This is a genomic window from Lysinibacter cavernae, from assembly GCF_011758565.1.
GTDB lineage: Bacteria > Actinomycetota > Actinomycetes > Actinomycetales > Microbacteriaceae > Lysinibacter > Lysinibacter cavernae.
The window spans coordinates 366,090-383,216 of record NZ_JAAMOX010000002.1 but is presented as its reverse complement, the minus strand read 5'-3'; the positions used below and the strand labels follow the sequence as shown (position 1 = coordinate 383,216).

13 protein-coding genes are annotated in these 17,127 nt (G+C 61.9%); 4 read left to right on the top strand and 9 right to left on the bottom strand.

What is annotated here, in order from left to right; genetic code table 11:
- The first annotated feature begins 11 nt into the window (after positions 1-11).
- Positions 12-4,454, top strand: coding sequence for a DUF7507 domain-containing protein (locus FHX76_RS11245; RefSeq protein WP_167150779.1), 4,443 nt, complete (start codon positions 12-14; stop codon positions 4,452-4,454).
- Here FHX76_RS11245 and FHX76_RS11240 read toward each other — a convergent pair.
- The 3 genes from FHX76_RS11240 to FHX76_RS11230 form a co-directional block, all read right to left on the bottom strand.
- On the bottom strand, positions 4,423-4,980 hold the full coding sequence (locus tag FHX76_RS11240) for a hypothetical protein (RefSeq protein ID WP_208402659.1): 558 nt from the start codon (positions 4,978-4,980) through the stop codon (positions 4,423-4,425). The two genes, FHX76_RS11245 and FHX76_RS11240, sit on opposite strands and share 32 nt — an antisense overlap.
- A 76-nt stretch (positions 4,981-5,056) precedes the next feature.
- Positions 5,057-6,466 carry a sensor histidine kinase gene (locus FHX76_RS11235; RefSeq protein WP_167150777.1) on the bottom strand — a complete coding sequence of 470 codons (1,410 nt, stop codon included), beginning with the start codon at positions 6,464-6,466 and terminating at the stop codon, positions 5,057-5,059.
- The gene (locus tag FHX76_RS11230) at positions 6,456-7,133 is read right to left on the bottom strand and encodes a response regulator transcription factor (RefSeq protein ID WP_167150776.1); all 678 of its coding nucleotides are present in this window, start codon (positions 7,131-7,133) and stop codon (positions 6,456-6,458) included. The genes FHX76_RS11235 and FHX76_RS11230 overlap by 11 nt, the downstream gene beginning before the upstream one ends.
- Positions 7,134-7,365: 232 nt before the next feature.
- Here FHX76_RS11230 and FHX76_RS11225 point away from each other — a divergent pair, with 232 nt between their 5' ends.
- Both FHX76_RS11225 and FHX76_RS11220 read left to right on the top strand, forming a co-directional pair.
- On the top strand, positions 7,366-8,256 hold the full coding sequence (locus tag FHX76_RS11225) for an alpha/beta hydrolase (RefSeq protein WP_167150775.1): 891 nt from the start codon (positions 7,366-7,368) through the stop codon (positions 8,254-8,256).
- 2 nt (positions 8,257-8,258) lie between these two features.
- A complete protein-coding gene (locus FHX76_RS11220) occupies positions 8,259-9,320 on the top strand; it encodes a quercetin 2,3-dioxygenase (protein ID WP_243848779.1) in 1,062 nt (353 codons plus the stop codon).
- Positions 9,321-9,396: 76 nt separating this feature from the next.
- Here the strand turns inward: FHX76_RS11220 and FHX76_RS11215 are convergent, their stop codons facing one another.
- Positions 9,397-10,068: a TetR/AcrR family transcriptional regulator gene (locus FHX76_RS11215; protein ID WP_167150773.1), complete on the bottom strand. Its 672-nt coding sequence runs from the start codon at positions 10,066-10,068 to the stop codon at positions 9,397-9,399.
- A gap of 227 nt (positions 10,069-10,295) precedes the next feature.
- Here FHX76_RS11215 and FHX76_RS11210 point away from each other — a divergent pair, with 227 nt between their 5' ends.
- On the top strand, positions 10,296-11,564 hold the full coding sequence (locus FHX76_RS11210) for a leucine-rich repeat domain-containing protein (RefSeq protein ID WP_167150772.1): 1,269 nt from the start codon (positions 10,296-10,298) through the stop codon (positions 11,562-11,564).
- 96 nt (positions 11,565-11,660) lie between these two features.
- On the opposite strand, the gene FHX76_RS11205 is transcribed toward FHX76_RS11210, so the two are convergent.
- From FHX76_RS11205 to FHX76_RS11185, 5 genes are all read right to left on the bottom strand, one after another.
- Positions 11,661-12,488 carry a CPBP family intramembrane glutamic endopeptidase gene (locus FHX76_RS11205; protein WP_167150771.1) on the bottom strand — a complete coding sequence of 276 codons (828 nt, stop codon included), beginning with the start codon at positions 12,486-12,488 and terminating at the stop codon, positions 11,661-11,663.
- Positions 12,489-12,568: 80 nt separating this feature from the next.
- Positions 12,569-13,051: a GAF domain-containing protein gene (locus tag FHX76_RS11200; RefSeq protein ID WP_167150770.1), complete on the bottom strand. Its 483-nt coding sequence runs from the start codon at positions 13,049-13,051 to the stop codon at positions 12,569-12,571.
- Positions 13,048-14,745, bottom strand: coding sequence for a helix-turn-helix domain-containing protein (locus FHX76_RS11195; protein WP_167150769.1), 1,698 nt, complete (start codon positions 14,743-14,745; stop codon positions 13,048-13,050). The genes FHX76_RS11200 and FHX76_RS11195 overlap by 4 nt, the downstream gene beginning before the upstream one ends.
- On the bottom strand, positions 14,742-15,815 hold the full coding sequence (locus FHX76_RS11190; RefSeq protein ID WP_167150768.1) for an S-methyl thiohydantoin desulfurase domain-containing protein: 1,074 nt from the start codon (positions 15,813-15,815) through the stop codon (positions 14,742-14,744). The genes FHX76_RS11195 and FHX76_RS11190 overlap by 4 nt, the downstream gene beginning before the upstream one ends.
- Positions 15,812-17,092, bottom strand: a complete 1,281-nt coding sequence (locus FHX76_RS11185) for a hydantoinase/oxoprolinase N-terminal domain-containing protein (RefSeq protein ID WP_167150767.1) — start codon at positions 17,090-17,092, stop codon at positions 15,812-15,814. Before FHX76_RS11185 ends, FHX76_RS11190 begins: the two co-directional genes overlap by 4 nt.
- Positions 17,093-17,127: the final 35 nt, after the last annotated feature.

Sequence of the window (17,127 nt, the reverse complement as noted above, 5' to 3'; positions counted from 1 at the left end):
GTCGAAACTCTATGTTTGCAGCACGTGTGGTACAAAAATGGGTTGGGGCAACGCTAGCGCTAGCGCTTGCTGTTGGGGGCAGCCTCGTTGGTGCCTCGGCCGCGGTCGCCGCGCCAACTCCGCAAACCTGCAATTATGCCGCTGCAGGGCAGGGTGCATATGCCAGAACGTTGTGTTGGGTGGATATGACGGGCTATTCGGATGCCGCTGCCGGCGCAGGGAATGGCCAGGCAATGGTGCTCAACCTTTCCGGCGGCTACACGATGACGTACTCCATCCAGCGCAGTGGTCGGCAAATTTCGTCAAGCCCGTTTCCCCTCATCCCGAGCGCCTTCATCGGCTCTGCAGGTCACTACGGTGGCGTCTCAGGTCGCCCCGGTTTGTACCAGGTGAACCGCGCCGTCGATCCTGCAACAAGCTCAACGTTGCGGATGACCGACATCACCATGCGAGACGCCAACGGCAACCAGGTGACGGCGTTTTCTATTGTTGGGGTGGATGTTGAGCAAACCACAACAGGCGAAACCGACACCTGGACATCGAACGTGCCAATGACTCAGCTCACACCAATTGGCAACGCCTGTCCGCAAACATTTTCCGGTGTTGGAACTACAACGGTGGTCTGCGCCTCGGACAATACGCTCAACCGAACGGGAACAGCCATGCTGGCCGCCGAGAACCCCTCGTTCATGACACAGCGGATGCAGAATGCCACCCAGGGGGTTCAGGGCGTCGCCTTTGCGGTGCTACTACCAAAGGTACAGCTGAAAAAAATCGTTGACGGACGAATCGACCCGCTGGACAGCTTTGCGCTTTCGGTGAGCCCACAGGGGGGAGCCGCAATTGCGACCGGCGATACCGGCACAACGTCCTCGGCGACAACGGGCGAGGTTGAAACAATCGGCGCCGTCGCGAATGCGCCGTTTACGCTTGCCGAGACTACATCGCCCGGCAGCCTTTCTGGGTATGTGACGAGTTGGGCGTGCACCAAGAACGGGTTCGCCGACCCCAGCCTGCCGAACGGCCAGGCGGGAGATTCGGTGACGGTGAGTCCGGCAATTGGTGACCTCATCGACTGCACCGTGACCAACACTGCACGACCCGTCGGATTGACCCTCCAAAAAAGTGCCGGCCAGCCGGTGGATGTGAACGGCAACTGGATTACGGACGCAGGTGACACCATCGGCTATTCGTTTGTGGTGAAAAACACGGGCGAACTGGCGATGGACAACGTGGTGGTTGATGACCCGGTGATCGGCGCGGTGACCTGTCCCGTCGGAGTGCTTCTGCCGGGGGCTACCCGAGTCTGTGCGGGTGCGACGGATTACACCGTGACTGCGGCGGACGCCGAACGAGGCTTTGTGCTGAATCTTGCCGTTGCCACGGCGACGCCGTCAGGTTCAAACGCCACGATCACCTCGAATACTTCCTCGACGACCACACCGACCGAGGTTGCTGCCCCGATGCTTGAGCTCGTGAAGTCAGCGTCCGTGCAGTCACTTTCGCTCGCTGGGGATTACTACACCTACGCCTACACGGTCAGGAATACGGGTAACGTTCCCATCTCGGGCATCAGCATTGCCGAGGACGTGTTCACTGGAACGGGCACACCACCGTCAGCGGTATGTCCGTCAAACACGTTGGCACCGACGCTCGAGATGACGTGCACCGCCGAGTACATCGCAACTCAGGCTGACATCGACAGGGGCTCGGTTCTTAACAGCGCGACGGCGAATGGAGTCGCGGGTGGCGAAGTGGCCTCAGGCCAGTCTTCGGTCGAAATTCCAGTCGTTGCGTCTCCGTCGCTGGAACTGAGCAAATCCGTTGAACCAAGCGACACCGCCTCGTTTGTTGTGGGGCAGGGCGTCTCCTACACCTTTGTTCTCACGAATAGCGGTAACGTCACGCTGTCGAACCTCTCGGTTGAGGAGCGTGTCTTTACTGGCTCCGGCCCCATCGACCCCATCGCCTGTGGGCCGGAGGCCGCCTCTCTTCCCCCTGGCCATCACCTGGTCTGTCATGCCAACTATGTGCTGACACAACAAGACCTCGACGCTGGCACCGTGAAGAACAGCGCCGTTGCTCACGGGGCCACCCCGAGCGGCGGCCCCGTTGACTCCGGCGAGGCCATTGCTGAGCTTCCAGCGGATCAGGCGCCATCGCTATCGCTTGAGAAGTCGGCCGACCCAAGCACCGTTACAGCCGCGGGGCAGTCGATCGAGTACCGCTTCGTCGCAACAAATACAGGAAATGTCACACTCAATACGATCACCGTTTCCGAAACTCAGTTCAGCGGCGCGGGTGTGGCGCCCACCGTGGCGTGCCCGGCCCAAGCATCCTCCCTGCTCCCCGGTGAGTCCGTGATTTGTACGGCAACGTACGTGTCAACGCTCACCGATGTGGATGCCGGGGTCATTACCAATACCGCCGTCGCGTCTGCCCTTGGGCAGGGCGGAGCATCGGTGGATTCCTTGCCCTCCTCTGCGACAGTTATTGCCAATCCGCTCCGCTCTGTGTCGCTGCTTAAAACGGCGGCACCAGCCAAGGCCGATCAGAGTGGTGAGAGCATTACATACTCGTATGTGATCACCAACACCGGAACCGTGACTCTTTCCGACGTTGGCATCACTGAGTCGTCGTTCTCGGGCACGGGGGCGGCGCCCGTTGTGAGTTGCCCAGCTGGGGCACAATCGCTCGCGCCAAGCGCATCGGTGACCTGCACGGCAGCGTACGAGGCGACCCAGCCTGACATTGATGCTGGCCAGATAACGAACACGGCGACAGCTCACGGAACGGCACCAGCAGGGGGTGGACAGGTGAACTCGGAGCCCTCCACGGCGCTAGTGACGGCGGCACCCGTGCCAAATCTCACCGTCATTAAGACGGCCGATGTCTACTCGGTTTCGGCCGTTGGCGACCCTATCGAGTACTCGTTCACGGTGACAAATACCGGAAACGTGACCCTCAGCGACGTTCGCATCGTTGAGGGCGTTTTTACCGGTGTTGGCGCACCAAGCCCGCCAGCCTGCCCGAGCCCGGCGCTCGCACCGGGCGCGACCATGATCTGCACGTCGACGGTTGAGGTTCAGCAGCGAGACCTTGATGCCGGAATGGTAAGCAACACTGCATCGGCGTCGGGTATTCCGCCAGCTGGTGGAGACCCAGTGCTGTCGCCGCCATCAACGGTTCATATTCCGACGGTCGTGTCTCCCGCTGTCAGTCTGACAAAATCGGTGTCGCCGACGTCGATTGCTGCGGCCGGGGATGCTGTGCGGTACTCGTTCGAGGTGACAAACGTGGGCAACGTGACGCTTTCGGATGTTGAAGTTGTTGAAGCCTCGTTTGCGGGGAACGGAACGCCGCCAGTTGTGAGCTGTCCGGCTGCCGCTGCGTCACTTGCCCCTGCTGATTCGGTCATCTGCACCGCAGACTATGTTGCGACGCAGTCCGACGTTGACCTTGGCTCAGTCTCCAACGTTGCTGTCGCAGTGGGAACACCGCCGGGCGCAGCTGAAGGCATCCTGAGCCCCGAATCAGAGGCGACGTTCACCTCCGTAATCGCGCCGGCGCTCGCCGTTGCGAAAACTGCCGATGCCCCGGAATATGGCACAGGCGATCACGTGGGCTACACGTTCGTTGTCACCAACACCGGTAATGCAACGCTCACGGCCATTGTGATTAACGAGGTGGCGTTTAGCGGCAGCGGGCCGATTCCAGTGGCTGCTTGCCCTGTCGGGGTGGCGCTTGCCCCAGGGGAGACACTCACGTGTTCCGCGACCTATGACGCGACGGGACTGGACGTTGCGAATGGCCACCTCGATAATGTCGCGACGGCGAGCGGAACGACCTCAGGCATTGTCAGGTCGCCCGTGGTCTCTGACCCGTCGTCCGCGGTTGTCACTGCCGGGCCTCCGTCTGGCGGGGCGGCCTTGACGCTGACCAAGTTTGTTGATCCCGTGAAGCTTGCGACGTTCGCGGCAGGGGAGGTGCTCAAGTACCGCTTCGTGGTCGCCAATACGGGGAGCGAACCCATCGAGAATATTTTGGTCGAGGAGACGGTGTTCACTGGTCGTGGCGTTGCGCCTACGCCAACCTGCCCAGCAGATCTGCCCGTGCTGGTTCCTGGTGCGAGCGTTGTCTGTACGGCAACCTATGTGCTGACAGACGCCGACTCGGGGGCGCGGCAGATCGCTAATACTGCCATCGCTCACGGAGCTGATGCCAACGGCGACCCCGTCGATTCGTTCGACTCAACCGCAACGGTCACCGTCCCTCCGGCCGTAGCGCTGACCGGTGCTTCCGTCACCTGGATTGCCGCGTTCGCCGCGCTGCTCACGCTCGCAGGCCTTGCGTGCCTTGCGCTTCGCCGGCGGAACGCCGTGATGAGCTCACCGCCGCGGACGCCGCAACAGGGCACACCCGCTAGTCCCAGAGGTCGTCCTCAACAACTTTGAGCACGTCAAAGGTGTCGGTGAGGTAAATCGTCACTTCGGTCCGGTCGTCGCGTTCGACCTCAACTTCGTAGGCGTAGGGCTTCCCTCTCCCAAGTTCGTTCTCGATATCGGTGACGGTCCCGGCACCACCTGCTGCGGCAAGTGCTGCCGAAGCGATTGCCGTGATCGTTTCTTCGTTGAGGGAGGCGTTGCCGTCGTTATCGATGTCGATGTCAGAAACCAGCGGAATTGGCGTCGAGGAGGTCTGGGGTGCTGCGGATTCGGCTCGGGTATCGTCTGATCGATCGTTGTTGCGGCTGTCGCTGAGCGCGATAACCCGAGAATCGTCGTTCCGGTCGGCCAGATTGGTTATGGCTGCTGTTGCGGCGATTCCTCCGCCGAGCACGAGTGCGCTGAGCGAGACGATTGCAACGGTCATCCAGGTGCGTTCCGTGCGGGTGCGCCCACCGGCTGGTTGTAGCGCTGGTTGTGGCTCGCTAGATGCCGGTGTTGATTCGGGGACTGGGGGGATGTTCATCGTGTTCATGTCTCAAGAGTGCCGCAGGGGTGCTGAAGCGATCCTGAAGCATTCTGAAGGCACGTTCAGAAAGGCTGAGCGCCCGTCAGAATCCCGTTTCTCGTTCGTCAACGGGCGTCAGGAACAACACAAAACGAGCTCCGCCAAGCGGGGAATCATCGATCCTGACGGTCCCGCCGTGTGCCCGAATAATGTCGTGCACAATCGCAAGGCCGAGTCCCGAGCCTCCCGCATCACGGCTCCGTGATTCGTCAAGCCGCACAAACCGTTCGAAGACCCTGCCTCGCTCGGCGAGAGGGATGCCCGTGCCGTCGTCGTCAACGGTGACCCAGGCCCGCGGCGGGTTGCCGTTGGCCTCAATCACCCCGCAGTTGACCGCGATCGCCGAGTGTGCGTGACGGGCAGCGTTATCTACGAGGTTGCGGATGACCTGGTCGAGCAGGCTGGCGCTTCCGAGGGCCTGTGTCGCCGAGACGCCTGAGGTGTGCACGGTCAGCGGGTGAGTCGACCGGATTCGGGTCGCTTCCCGCGCGAGGATGTCGTCGAGGTCAACCGCGGCTGCCGCGACGTTAAGTCGCAGCTCATCCGACCGAGTGAGCAGCAGGAGCGATTCGACGAGGCGTTGCATGCGAAGCGCCTCTGTCAGGGTGTGATCGGCGAGTTGTTGCTCGTCAACCGTGCCTGGGTACGTCTGTGCGACTTCCGCGAGCTGGCGGATACTGGCGAGTGGCGAGCGGAGCTCGTGGGAGGCGTCTGACACAAATTGGCGTTGGGCGAGGTGAGAGGCCTGCAACCGGTCAAGCATTCCGTTGAGGGTGACCGCTAGCCTGGCGATTTCGTCTCGGCCTCCGGGATGCGCGATGCGTTGGCCAAGGTTTGCGGAGGTGATGAGTTCGGCTTCTTCGCGCATCCGCTCGACGGGGCGCATCGCCCTGCCGGTGAGCCACCAGGTCGTTGCGCCAACGGTGAGCAGAACCGCGGGTATGCCGACGGCGAAGACCAGCAGCAGCACCTGAGTTGGCAGTTCCGCGTCGCTCAGGCTGTAGAGGTAGACGATCGTGACGCCCTCGTTGGCGCCGGCATCGGAGGGCACCGTTTGGGTGACGGCAACATAGTTTTCCGTTTCGTCATCGTCGGTGAGGGTGACGGATTGGGGCCAGGAGTCGAACCTGAGCGGCCCTTCGTCTTCGAGGTCTTCTGATGCGTCCAGCACCGAACCGTCCGGGGCGATGAATTGGATGAGGCCGGAATCTCGGCGTGAATCGTCAACCTCGTCGATCATGGTCTCTGCGGATTCTCCACTTGCCAATCGGGTAGCGAAGACGTCTGCCCGTTGCTGGGCGGTTTCGGCGAGACTGTCGACACCGAGCGATTGGCGCGCGAAGTTGAGGGCGACCGCTGCGCCAATAATGAGCACAACCGCGAGCACGCTGACGGCTGCGATGGTGGCCCGCGCCCGGACCGAGCGGAGCGGCGGGCGGCGTTTATCCGCCATTTGAGGCCAAACGATAGCCGGAACCGCGCAGCGTACTGATCGAGGAACGCTCAAACGGTCGGTCAACCTTGTTGCGCAGGTGCCGGATGTAGACCTCAACAATGTTGGGGTCGCCTTCAAAATCGTCGTCCCAGACGTGGTCGAGGATCTGCCGTTTTGTGACGACCTCCCCGACGTGTCTCAGCAGGTATTCGAGCACGGCGGATTCGCGTGAGGTGAGGTCGATCGGCTGGTCTCCCCTCCGCGTCGTGCGGGAGGCCGGGTCAAACACGAGGTCGCCTGCCGTGAGTTCGGCCGGGCGCTGTGTTGCGCCCCTGCGGAGGAGCGCTCGAACCCTGGCGAGGAGCACTGCAAACGAGAACGGTTTGGTGAGGTAGTCGTCGGCTCCCGTATCGAGGCCTTCAACCTGGTCCCATTCGCCGTCCTTCGCCGTGAGCATCAGGATGGGCGTCCAATTTTTGTCGTCGCGGAGTGCTTGGCACACTTGGTAGCCGTTGAGGTAGGGAAGCATGATGTCGAGCAGGATGACGTCATACGGTTTTTCGCGCGCGAGCCAGAGTCCGTCGGTGCCGTTTTCGGCGATGTCGACGGCAAATCCTTCGGCTTCGAGGCCGGCTCGGAGCCCAATCGCGAGCCCTTTTTCGTCTTCGACTACGAGGATGCGCATGCTGGAGGCTCCTCTGGTGTTGGGTGGGCGGCTGCGTTGGGTTGGCTTTGGCGGTATGCGCCACGTGCAGCTTCAGGGCAACTCTTTCACACCGTAGCTGAAGCCCCGCTGAAACGGTGCGCTCCTGGTGTTGGAAAAACATGTGCTTGACCCAAAATCTTAAAACAATGTAGGCTCAGTTTTTACCAATCGACCGGGTGCAGACGAAGCCGTCCGCGGGGAAGCAGAACTGATGTCAACAAAGAACAGCGTCATCCACGCACCCGACTTGGAATTTGCACCGGGGCTCAAGCTTGACCTCAGCTTCCCGCCAGACGGTCAGCAGAGGGCCGGCGTTGTGGTCTGGCTGCACGGCGGAGCCTGGCGCGTTGGCGACCGCACACTCGCCCCAGACCTCGGCCGGTACTTCGCCGAGCGCGGCCTCATCATGGCGAGCATCGACTACCGGCTGAGCGGCGATGCCGTCTTCCCGGCCCAGCTGCAGGATGTGCAGGCCGCAGTCCGGTGGCTCGTGGCCGATCCGCTTGGCCTCGGCACGGCGGGGCATCCGATTGCGCTCTGGGGTTCGTCCGCCGGCGGACACCTCGCCGCGCTGTGCGGAGTGACTGCGGCGGAATCCATGAATATCGTTGCCGTTGTTGACGGGTACGGGCCATCAGATTTGCTGGCCACCGACCAAGACGTGCCACCAACACGCGGCCTGCTGGGCGCGGCCCCTGCCGATGCTGCCGAACTCGCCCGCGAGGCGAGCCCCGCGCATCGGGTTCATGCCGCGGCGCCGTCAATCCTCATCCTGCACGGCACGGGCGACACGCTCGTCCCCGCTTCGCAGAGCGTTGCGCTCTACGAAGCCTACGAACGTGCCGGCGCGGATGCCGTGCTCTACCTCATCGACGGCTTCGGTCACGGCTTCTTCAACCCGGCAGGCGGCGATGAGCTGCCGGGGCTTCCGCTCGACTCGGGGCGACTCGAATCCGAACCAAATGCGCCAGCAACGGTGCGAGCAACCCGCCAAGAGCGGCTCGCGAAGCTTCCGGCATCGGCCTCGTTTGATCTTGTGTACCGCTTCATTGCAGCGGAATGTGCCAGCGCATCCGCCAGACCACCGTTTACAAAGGAGTAACAATGTCCCTCATCGAACCCGGCGCCGCTGTGCCCGTCGTGAACCAGCTCCCAGGCGAGCCACAGCCCTATTACCTCGCGGCGGGCGAAGGTGACCGTTACGAGATCAACGGCGCGCTGTACACCGTGATCGCACGGCCTGAGGATACCGGCGGGCTGCACGGCGCCTACTACGTGACGGGCGGGCGCGGTTATCAGACCCCGTTTGCCTCGCACGCATCCGAACATCAGACGGTTATCGTGTTTGACGGCGTTGTTGAGTTCTGGCTCGGCGGCGAGGGACGTGTGCTCGCGCCTGGCGATGAGGTGCTCATTCCGGCAAACACCCCGTATTCATTCCGCTTCACGAGCAATTACACGCGCATCATGGTGTGGTCGGTACCAGGAACGTCGGTCGGACTCATCACGGCCGTTGGCAAGCGGGTGGATGCAAGGGTGCGGCCAAACCGCCCAACCTCACACGTCTCGACTGAGGAGCTTCGCGAGCACGGTCAGCTGCTTGGCATTACCTATCCGGATGCGCAGCGCCCAGACCCGGTACGGCAGCACGACGCCAAGCTGCCGGGTTCGGTCGAACCGTACTACCTGTCGGCGGGCGAAGGTGAGCGCCGCACGTTCTATAAGCAGCTCAACACGTTCATCTCGCGCGCAACCACGACAGGCTCCGACTCGTTCGCCGTGCACACAACCGGCGGCCGCGACGGCTATATCCCGCTGCACTTTCACGAGCGTCACACCGAGAACTTCCTGTGCCTCGAAGGCCGCATCTGGCTCTACGTCAATGGACGGGAGGTGTTGCTCACGAAGGGTGACGTTGTGCACGCGCCGCCAGGCACCATCCACTCGTTCAGCTTCGACGCCAACCACACGCAGATGGTTGGCTTCCTCGGGCCAGCAATCTTTGAGAAATTCTTCGACTACATGTATCCGCTCACCGACGATACCGAGTTTGTCGATCAGGGCGAGCCCTATTTCCCCGGCGAGGCCTTCGGGCGGGTGCAATCGGAGCTGGATGTTGTGGTTGTTGGGCCGCCCCCAACCCGCACGATAGCGCTCGACCTGTAGCCGCGTTTTGGCCTGGCCAGCCGTCCCTCGTTGTTCGAGGCAGCGATTGTGGCCGGGCCAACGCTCGATTGAAACGTTACGGGAGCAGTACAGCATTCAAGTTGAGCGGCAGCAGGTCCGGTCCAACGGTGGATGCGTCGGTCACGATTGATGACAGCACACGAAGCGCATGGTCGCGGACGCCCCTCGCAAGCTCAACCTTTCCGCCGGAGATGACCCACTGCAACTGCAGGCCGTCGCGCACTGCGATGGTTTCGCGGGCGATAGCGAGGTAATCGGCATCCGCCCTGAACACCCCGCGTTCTGCTCCAGAGTGCAGGAGCGCCGCAAGGTCGGTAATCGTGCGCTCGTAGCGCTCAGCAAACAGGGCGTGTGACGGGCTTGTGATATCGGCGGATTCTGCCGAGAGCAACACAAAGAGTTCGATAAGCCCTGGTTCGCGTTCAAAGCGCAGCGATGAGACGACCATGCCTCGGAAAATATCGAAGGGGTCTGATGCCGGTCCAACCCCGCTCCACCAGTGGGCGGTCTGGTCAAATCGGTGTTCGGCGACGGCGAGCAAGAGCCGTTTCTTGGAAGGAAAATGGTACATGAGACCACCCTCAGACAGCCCAACATCGGCAGCAATCTGGGCGAGCGGCGTTTTGTAGTAGCCGGCCGCACCAAATTTGGCGGCCGCAACCTCGATGATCTCGGCCCGCTTTGCGCGCCCGACTTCGTAGCTGCCCGTTGATCGCCGTGTTCGCATGCCTAAGCGTATCGCGTTGTCAATAGCCGTATTCTCAGGGTTCTCCGGTAATCTCGCGGATAAGCGTTAAGGCGGCTCAGCCTGCCGAGGCAACATGTGATCGACACCCGATGGGGATTGGGTGCATCACCTCAGGCCGGTATGAGTTCTCCTGACGCGTGCACATGATTCATTGGGGGCATGTGATGGCCGTAGCGATTGCTACTTGATTATTTGGGGACATATCTATGACTTCTCGCGTATCTGCGAAAACGATTCTCGGATCCGGCATCGCCGGCTTGCTGCTTGCTGGTGCCGTTGGCACTCCGGCAATGGCTGCCGACGCCGCGCTCATTAACTTCACTGATGACAATTTTCGGGCCTGCATTAATGCCGGATTGGGGCAGCCTGCTGACGCCGACATTACGACAGAGCAGGGCGGTTCGGTAACCTACCTTTCCTGTAACTCCATGGGCATTGAATCGCTCACCGGCGCTGAAGAGCTCTACAACCTCACATACCTCTATGCCTCAAGCAACAGCATTACCGATGCAACACCGCTGAGCGGCCTGAGCAAACTCACCTCGCTCTCACTCGCGGTCAACCCGTTGAGCGACGTCTCCGGCATCGGTGGACACCCTGAGCTCAGTCGCGTATTCCTCTACCAGACGGGCGTGAACGATATCAGCGGCCTAACCGACCTTCCCAAGATCTTTGGGCTGTATCTGAGCGATACGGGCGTAACTGACCTTACCCCGCTGGCTGGCCTCCCATCGCTTGAACAGTTTGCCGCCCAGAACAACGGAATCGTGTCGCTCGCCGGAATCGAGACCCTGCCAAACCTGAGCCAGCTTGTGATTGATGGCAACCAGATTTCCGACCTCACCCCGCTGGCTCAGCTGAGCAACATGGAGCAGCTGCTCCTGAGCAACAACGAGATTTCGGATGTGGCGCCGCTCGCTGGGCTTTCGTCGATGTGGCAACTGGAACTGTCGAATAACCACATTGCGAGCCTGTCAACTCTCGGTCAGCACGCTGCCCTCTCGGAACTGTACGCTGACGGCCAGACGCTGAGCCTCCCAGACGTGCTCGTTGATGCCGTGCAGGCGAACCCGGTCGTCTCGGTTGACGGCGTGTCAATCATGCCAACGTCCGCAACCGCGACGCTTGACGCCGCCGGCAACGCCTGGAGCTTTGCCGCGGCAGGCGCCAATGAGCTTGCCTGGGATGCTGAAGTGACCATCGGTTCAGCCACTGGCCCCTTCAGCGGAACGATCACACAGGCATCCGTGGCTGTGCCGGTTATTGACCCGACTGATCCCGCGATTGATCCAGAGACGGACGGAGCGGCTCCGGCCCCCGTTGACACCCAGAACACGGGTAAAGCGGCCGTCAACCAGCCGCTCGCGCAGACCGGTTCGGATCTGTCTGCCGCCGGTATCCTGACCGCAATCTTGCTCGTTCTTGGGGGCGCGCTGGCGACAACACATCGCCTCGCCCTTCGCCGCGTGAACTAACGCCACAACAACGGCTTGACATAAACGCCACCCCGGCATGCCGGGGTGGCGTTTATGCACTTGGGCTGCCCAGAACCTCGCTGGGGCATACCGTGCTTAGCGAGCAGCCGGGAGGGGAAGTGCGAAGGCGTCCCGCTCCACAACCTTGCCCCGAATGAAGATGAGCAGCAGGAGGCCAACAACGATGACGGGGATGTTCCCGACAGAGGCCAGCGTCGCGAGCGGGCCGTCAACGTGGTACTCGGTTTGCAGAAAAATGGCCGGATCGGTGCTTGCGTGCAGCAGGATTGGCCAGATGAGGTTACCGGTCACGCGAAGGGCAAGGTACATGCAGATTCCGAATCCGAACGTGTACAACAGCTGAATCAGCGTTGCAAAAAGCGACTGGCCCGTGAGCAGGTTGCCGGAGTGCAGTGCCGAAAAGACGGTGGCCGAAAGCACCGCAACCGTGATCTCGCGATAGTGCGCTTTCCGAAGCATCGTGACAACGAGGCCCCTCGTGAGCGTCTCTTCCGCGAACCCAATGAAGAGCCCTGCAAGAAGCCACGTAGCTACGACCCCAACGCTGACGGCCCCGTAGTCGATCGTCGCAAAACGCAGGATGTTGAAGATCAGGACAACCGCCACCGCGATCCACATCCACCATGACCCACGAATGGGCTGCGGCCGAAACAGCTGCGTGAGCCAATTCATCGACCACGCAAAAACGACGAGCAACACTCCGCCGAGTGCAACGGGCACCGCAAACGCAAAGAGGACATAGGCAGGACTCGAGGTGTCCTCAATGCGCGAGAGAATTGGCAGGAGCGTGAGCCCGCTCAGCTGGTACAGCGCGTAATACACGGCAGCAAGCAGAACGGCGCGCCACCAGCCTCCGCGCTCCCAGAATCGTCTCCACGGTGATACCGTAACCGGTTCGGTCATAATCTGAGGCCCCCCTCTAAGCGATGCACCGCACGATCGGCGGCCAGGTTTTGAGCATAGGGCTTTTGCGTCCTCGGCTGCTAGTCCATCGTGCGTGATTCGGCGTCGGCAAGGATTTGCCGGTACGCAGCCGCCACGGCATCCACCGAGCGTGCCGCAATGTCAACGGCCGTTGCCACGTCAGATTCGCCGTACGCGCCGTCTGCATCGAGGAAATTCATCGAACCGATGACCTCGCCGCCAGCGATAACTGGCACGTTGATAATTGCCCCGCAGCCGAGCTCCTCGATGGTGGCAGAATCAAAAAAGAAGTCGCGAACTGCCTGCACATCAGGCCCGAAAAATGGCTGCTGACCACGAATGACCTGCTCGATCCAGACCTGGTTGGTGTCATCGGCAAACGTCTTGATGCCGCCAACCGGATAGACCTCCGGGTGCGTCGTAAAGATACGAGCCATGCTTGTGCCCTTGTCAGCGATCGCAGAGATCGTGAACAACAATGCTCCCGGCGACTCGAGGGCCGCAGCGTGGATGGCGTCGAGCGAGTCGAACTGGGTGGTCATAGGTCCTCCGATGTGGTTGGGGCGGTGCCGGTCTGCGGTGCGCGGACCGTGCGGATGCTGTTGGTTGGCGGGTTTTGCAGCGCGCTTGGCACGATGCCAACGCTTGCGGTTGCGGTTGAGACGGTGCCACTGACCAGGATGCCAGAGTTGCGGAGGGCCGCAACAATGAGGTGCACCGAAAGCGTTTTGCTCGGGTCATCGATGGGAACGTCAAGCGCCCGTGCCCTCGTCAGTCGCGCCTGAATGGTGTTGCGGTGCACACCGAGGGCCTGCGCCGCGGCAACCACAGAGCCGTTATTTGCGTAGTAGGTTTCGAGGGCGCTCGCGATGTGTTCGCCGTCTGCCGCTTCGAGCAGGCGTGGGACCGTGAGGCGGGCGATCTGCAGGATGGTGTCGGTGTCGACAAACCGCGCGGCGGCCTCAACGCCGAGCTGACCAAAGGCAACCACCCTGGTCGTACCGCTCGGCGGTACGCACTGCGCCGCAAGCCGTGCCTCGTGGGCTAGCTCGGTGAGCGAACGGCTCGGACTGTGTTGCCAGCGGGAGAGCCCTGCAGTGAGGCCAAGCTCCGCGAGGGCACCGCCAAGACGGGTGTTAATGTTGCGCTCGAGCTGCACAACGCTGTCTGGGTAGCCTGAGGGGACAACGGCGAGCCAGCCATCGTCCACCTCGGCGAGTGGGCAACGCTGTGCAACTTTTCGCCAGAGGAGACGCAAAACGGAAGTGAGCGCCGGCGCTCGTTCAGCACCGGGCTCACCCCGAATCCAGACGGCGACGTAGCGCTGGTCCGATTGCCAGCCAAGCTGCGAGAGCAGGCGGCTACCAGGGTTCCCTCCGCCCGCATTCACCTTGGCCCCGTTGATGTCGAGCGAGGGCTCGTCCTCGTTATCGCTGGCTCGTTCGTCAGGTGCCGTAGCGATCGCGTGAAGCCCAACAAGCGCCGACGTCGGCACAGCCCCACGTGACTCGGCGGCGTCGGCGGCAAGCCACGCGGCCTGCACCGACGGCGCCGCGACCGAGAGGATGGCCTGCGCGCTCGCGGCATCGGTTCCGTTGCTCAGCACAACCGTCGATATCCGCCCGGAGACTCCGCCACCAACGCTGGGCAGGTCGGCCGTCACGAGCGTGTGGCCTGCGGTGCTTGCATCTACCGTCCCTGAACCGGCTGACGCAACAACAATGTGATCAAATTCGAGCGAGACAACGGCGCCGCGAAGCTCCTTTGAGGCGGCCTTGAGGACCGTGTTGATGGTGTGTTCTGCGGCGACGGCCTGTGCGAAGCGGGCGAGCCGGATGCTCATACTTGAGGCCGCGGTCCCGAGCTCGCCGGCAAGCGAAAGGGCAACGGTGGTTGGGTCGTCAATCGCGGCAAGGAGCGAAATGTCGAGCCGCTTCGCTAGTGCAACGATCGAGCTTGAATACGGCGTATCGGCGACGATGACGGCGCTCGCTTTTCGCTCCCACGCTTGGCGGAGTGCAGACGAAACAAGCCAGCCGCTTGTTCCGATGCCGGCAGGGATGACCACAACCGTGTGCGGCGCTACGTTCCGAATCTCATCGGGCTGGGAGACAATCACCACGCCCTCAACGACGGCGCTTGTGCTTGTCAGATAGAGCGGACGGGTGCTGCGAAGCGACCCGTTCGCAATCAGCTCTGCAACGTTGAGCTGTGTGCTGTGCGGTGGTCTGATCATGCCTGCCTCGGATGCTTTACGGGAATGTAGAAAGCCTGGGGGGACGAGAGCGCGAGGCCCTCTGGCGTGTACCACTTTTCGTCTGCTGGAACGCTCAGGATATCGATGACCCTGCCAACCGTGATGTCTTCGAGACTCAGCACCTTGGCGTTTTCGGTGCTGAGCATGGTGATGATGTCTGGTGTTGCAGAGGCGACTGCGCCGTCAACAAGTGCGAGCACAATCTCATTGCGGATCTCAAGCCGAACGATGCGCCCGTTTGACTCATCCTCGAGGGTGATACTCGCCGCGTGGCTCGGCACCTGACGGTCAGTTTGCCTGGCGAGGGAATCAAGGTGGGTGACCCTCGCCCTCGCAATTCGTGTTGCGCCGAGGAGCGAAACGAGTTTGACAAATTTGGCATCGGCAGAGCCCTCACCGTCGAGGATGCGCCCGATCTTGATAAGCCTGCTGATCGAACCGTGCACGCCGTTGGTGCTCATCTGCGCTGCGGTGACCGGATACATCGCCGTCGCCGCCCAACCGCCCATTTCGGTGACGACCGCGCGGACAAGGATCTCGGCGCGAAACGCGGTTGCCGCCTCAATCGTGGCGCGCTCGCCGGTCACGCCCATCATGGTAATCGGGCTGATCGAGAGGCCTGCCGCGTTGAGGGTCGACTGGAAAATCATCGGAAAGACGCGGCCCATGCCATCCGAATCAAGCACGGGAAGGCCGGACTGTAGCCCAACCATGAGTGGGATGATTGCATTCACATTGGCGGCGGCCAGCGAGTAAATTGCGGTCACCTTGCGGCCGAGGCGCTTCTCGATATCGGCGATACAGGTCAAAAACTCGTCGCCTGACGGCAGCATCTCGGCAACCATCGGGCCCTGCGTGACAATCCCGATTGAGACAACAAGCGCATCCTGGTCAAGATCATCAACAGAGACGAGGTTGATGGGATGATCGCTGATTGCGTTGGTGATCATGTCGGCGTAGATGCCAAGCGATGACGGGTCGATGCAGCAGGCCAGGAAATGAGCCCCCGTCGTGAGCCTCGCAATATCGTCTGCGGTGAGCTTGGTCACGAGACCTCACCTGCCGCTCGCACGCGGAGCCGCACAACATCCGGGTTCCCAAACGGAACGGCAAACGAGTTTGCCTCGATGATGGATGCCGTGGTCGGTTCGGCCCCCAGGTGCACAACAATTGAGCGTGCGTCTTCTTCGGCGGCGCGCAGCACCCGGTTGAGGGTGTCAACATCGGGGGCCGTTGCGAAGCGGTCAACCCACACGGTGTAGGGGGCGATGGCACAGCCGACGCTCACCGCTTCGAGCCCGTCCGGCAGCGTGAATGTGCTCTGCAGGCGAAACGGCAGCGGCTGCGACGTGTCGCCCCGCAGATCGGCAATGAGCGGGGGAACGCGGTGGTTGAGGGTGAACGGGTGGCGAATGGCCGTGTTGCTCGCGATCGTGAGGTGTGAGCCTTCGTCGACGACGCTTCTGGCGAGGGGGAGCCCAGAGTGCATCCAGCTCACGCTTGTGCCCTCGTCCGAGCTGACAACGAGTTCGCCATCGGGGGCGGATGCAAGGAACGCAACGCCGCACAGTTCGGCAGCCCAGCGCGAGTACAGGGCGTGGATGGGCGTGACCGCGAGGCGGCGAACCGGCGCCTTACCTCCGTCGTTTTTGAGGTGCGAGAGTTCGGCCTTTGGGAGGTATCTGCTGCACGAGAGCTCGAGCATCGACGCAAGCTTTGCACCGGCAGAAGCGAGGCCTGCGTTCATGACAGCGGTGTAGTCGCGGTTCACAAAACTGCTCGACAAGAACTCGTGCGAGATGGTCACATGTAGTTCGCTGTTTGCCTCAAGGAGTTCATCGGCGATACGGGTTTCGTGATCGCGCGTGGTCATTGCGCCAACACCCGTAATTGCGATAGCCCGCGCTCCCGTCGAAAGTATCGCCGGGATGTGCTCGCGAAAACCGTCGAGGTCGAGGCTCGTGAGTTCCTGGCCGCGCAGGTCGTGGCCGCCCTTGACATGCACCGAAAGAATGACGGCATCCGCAGCTTGTGCAGGCAATTGGTGCGCGTGCATCGCGTCGGGCGGCCGTGGCGATACCCGGATGGCGACAACCGGCGCCGGGGTGAGCGTTTCGAGGACCCCGCTCACGTCGACCGTCGCCTCCCTCACCACACGAGGCGCGGCGCTCGAGATCTCGGCAAAGGCGGCAGCGACGGTGTCTGACAGGGTGGTGAATCCCGCTCGCGTTCCGGCCGCGACGCACGCGTCACCGTCGGTTATGGCGTAGTGGAACGCCGAAGGACTCAGCCGAATCCCCGCGCGCAGTGTCCCCCCTGAGTGCATGTATGGTCTTCTTCCATTTGCTGTTGTGGTCACAT